The sequence below is a fragment of the Bradyrhizobium sp. P5_C11_2 genome, from assembly GCF_054049755.1.
Window position 1 is genome coordinate 1 of the sequence record NZ_JBFULT010000776.1, and the last position, 2,788, is coordinate 2,788.

The 2,788-nt window shown below is 60.7% G+C and carries 4 protein-coding genes; 3 read left to right on the top strand and 1 reads right to left on the bottom strand.

From position 1 onward, the window contains the following. Positions 1-71: 71 nt before the first annotated feature. Positions 72-635 (bottom strand): TetR/AcrR family transcriptional regulator, encoded by a 564-nt coding sequence (locus tag ACXJL8_RS38375; RefSeq protein ID WP_456686742.1) that lies wholly within the window; start codon positions 633-635, stop codon positions 72-74. A gap of 78 nt (positions 636-713) precedes the next feature. On the opposite strand from ACXJL8_RS38375, the gene ACXJL8_RS38380 reads away from it, so the two are divergent. The 3 genes from ACXJL8_RS38380 to ACXJL8_RS38390 all read left to right on the top strand — a co-directional run bounded on the left by ACXJL8_RS38380 (position 714) and on the right by ACXJL8_RS38390 (position 2,709). After that, positions 714-1,724 carry a quinone oxidoreductase family protein gene (locus ACXJL8_RS38380; RefSeq protein ID WP_456619018.1) on the top strand — a complete coding sequence of 337 codons (1,011 nt, stop codon included), beginning with the start codon at positions 714-716 and terminating at the stop codon, positions 1,722-1,724. Between the two features lie 140 nt (positions 1,725-1,864). Continuing rightward, positions 1,865-2,329, top strand: coding sequence for a PaaI family thioesterase (locus ACXJL8_RS38385; RefSeq protein WP_456686744.1), 465 nt, complete (start codon positions 1,865-1,867; stop codon positions 2,327-2,329). Positions 2,330-2,382: 53 nt separating this feature from the next. Continuing rightward, positions 2,383-2,709, top strand: coding sequence for a CoA transferase (locus ACXJL8_RS38390; protein ID WP_456686743.1), 327 nt, complete (start codon positions 2,383-2,385; stop codon positions 2,707-2,709). Positions 2,710-2,788 lie beyond the last annotated feature (79 nt).

Genomic DNA, 2,788 nt, shown 5'->3' on the forward strand with positions numbered 1-2,788 from the left:
CGGACAAGATTTGCTCAGGTTGAGTTCTTCGCATTTTGACCCTCAACGGACGTAGAGCCTAGTCGAAGCTCTCAGTCGCAAAGCCGGGCAATCTGAGCCYCACACGCGCGCAAAGGCTCCTGAGATTGTGCCACGCGCGCCTGAACGAGAGCACCTTCAAAGGCCGCCAAGATCACTGGCGCGAGGGTCTCCGCATTCTTCGGGGCAGTTCCGCATCGGATCAAGCCATCAGCAATCGTTTGCTGCCAGAGACTGAAAGCGTTTTTGCAGGCTTTAGTGAGCGCCTCAGAGTGGGGTGCAGTTTCCAGTGCAACGGTGCACACGGGGCAGCCGGCGGTGAACCCGGACTTCGCCAAGTGCGCCGCGCTACCCGCAAACAATTTGCGGATACCGTCCGCAGCGCGGCCGCCTTCGGGGAAACACTGGGCCATGCCCGCAGCGACACTCTGTGAAGCCCATTCGAGAGCGGCGACGCCGACCTGCTCCTTACCGTCCGGAAAATAGTGATAGGCGGAGCCCCAGGGCGCTCCCGACTCCTGGACCAGCCGCCGCCATGAGGCCGCGGCATAGCCCTCCCTCTGAAAGAGGGACATGGCGGCTAAAATCATCTGTTCGCGCGGCGAATGGGCTGTCATGGCAGTTGACTAGGACGACTGTCTTATTTATGTGTGCCACAGCGTTAGGACAAGTGTCATAATGGAGGATGCGGATCCATGAAGGCGGTAGTGTTGCATGCCTACGGTGATGCCGAGGGGCTTCGGGTGGAAGAGGTTTTGAAGCCGCAGCCCGGGGTTGACGAAGTGCTCATCCGGATCGAAGCCGCGAGCGTAAATTACGCCGATATCGTGCGTCGGCGCGGTGATCCTTATCCACTGCCGACACCTTTGCCGGCGATCCTTGGCAGCGAAGCCGCCGGTGTCATAGACGCCGTTGGCCAGGGCGTCACAGCGCTGCATCCCGGTGATCGGGTCTTTGCTTTTTTCGGCGGTGACGGTCTTGGCGGCTACGCTGAGTACGCCCTCGCCGGCGTCGACAACGTCATCAAACTGGACCCAAGACTCGATCTTGACGTCGCCTCCACGCTTGTCGTTGCCGGTGTAACCGCTTTTCAAATGCTCAAGGAAGCTGGACGGATTACGCCCGGCGAATCTGTTTTTATTCCCGGCGGCGCCGGAGGCGTTGGCAACTACGCAATTCAGCTCGCCAAGATTCTGGACGCCGGCTGCGTTATTGCCGGCGCCAGCACACCCGAACGGCGGCAGCAAGCCTTGGCGCGGGGCGCCGACTACGCCGTCGACTATGCCGCCGCTGATTGGCCGCGCGAGGTGAAACGGCTTACCGGGGGACGCGGGGCCGATGTCGTTCTCGACATGGTGGGGGGCTCATTTTTCGACCAGGCTCTCGCCGCGCTCGCCCCATTCGGGCGCCTCGTCGTTTATGGGACCGCCAGCAGGCGGCCCTCTTCTTTTGTCGCCCAGCGCCTAATGCCGATGAACCAAACGGTGGTTGGCTATTACGTCAGTCACTGGTTCAAGACCCGGCCGGATCAAGCGCAGAGGGCCTTCGATACCGTTGCGGGACTTGTCACCGAAAAGCGCCTTCACGTCGAGGTTGCCGGGCGGCTGCCTCTCGAAGCAGCCGCCGAAGCTCACCGCATCATGGAAACTCGGCAGGCGACGGGAAAATATGTGCTTAAGCCGTCGCTGTCCGGCCACGTGAGCTAAGCATCGCCACGGATGGACGGCACGCAGCACGCCGCCGCGCTTTTCGCGGTCGGCGAAGCTGCATTAGGCGCGGCGCTGGCCGGAAACTGGACTTTTAGCTTGGCCTGCCGGTTGATCCTGCAAGGAAGGAAACCATGATGATGGGCGACGAGTGTCCTGCATCGCCAGAGAACGAAGGACTAAAGTTCTTCCGCGAGCTTTTGCGCACGGGGGCGCCAGCCGCTCCCATTTGCAAGCCACTGGAATTCCAGTTGTCCGCGGCAAGGCACGGCAGCACGGAGTTTACCGCCTGGCCCGGGCCACAGTTCGCAAACCCGGGAGGAGTCGTGCACGGTGGTTACCTCGCCGTGATCTTGAGCTCGGCGATGTCCTGTGCCGTTCACACGACGCTTGATGAAGGCGAGAGTTTCACGACAACAAACTTCAATGTGAATCTCGCACGTCCACTAAAGCCGGGACCGGGGCCCGTTATCGCCTCTGGCCTCGTCGTTCACCGTGGCAGACAGGGCGCTACCGCCGAGGGTCGCATCGTCGATAACGTGGGCAAGCTTCTTGCGCATGGCACAACGACTTGCATGATTTTCGCTGCGCGAAGACAAGACTAGCAATCGCGTATTTACCAAATTGGTTGCTTCAAACGACTTTCATGAGGTTTTGCATGACCGGGACAGCCGACCGTCCACTCGCGGGTGTCAAGGTGATTGAGATTGGCCACTACATCGCAGGACCGCTGGCAGCCATGATGCTGGCGGATCAAGGCGCCGACCTGGGTGCGGGCGGCAGCCAATTCGTTACGTCGTCTCAAGCCTGCGGTTCGGTACGGCACCCACTCCAGGAAGATCGCCGCCGAGATCGGCTATTCGAGCGACGAGATAGATGCTGGTGTCGGCCGGTGTGCTGTCAGACCGCTGGCGTGAGGTCTCGAACTACCTGCCGAGATGACCGGATTCCTGCCAAGCAACACTCGCACCGAGGTTCGGACTAGGCCCTCAATCAATACATCCATAATCGATGGATCCCGTGCGGAAACGCTTGGGCAGCATTGGGTCGAGGCCTTGAAGGTC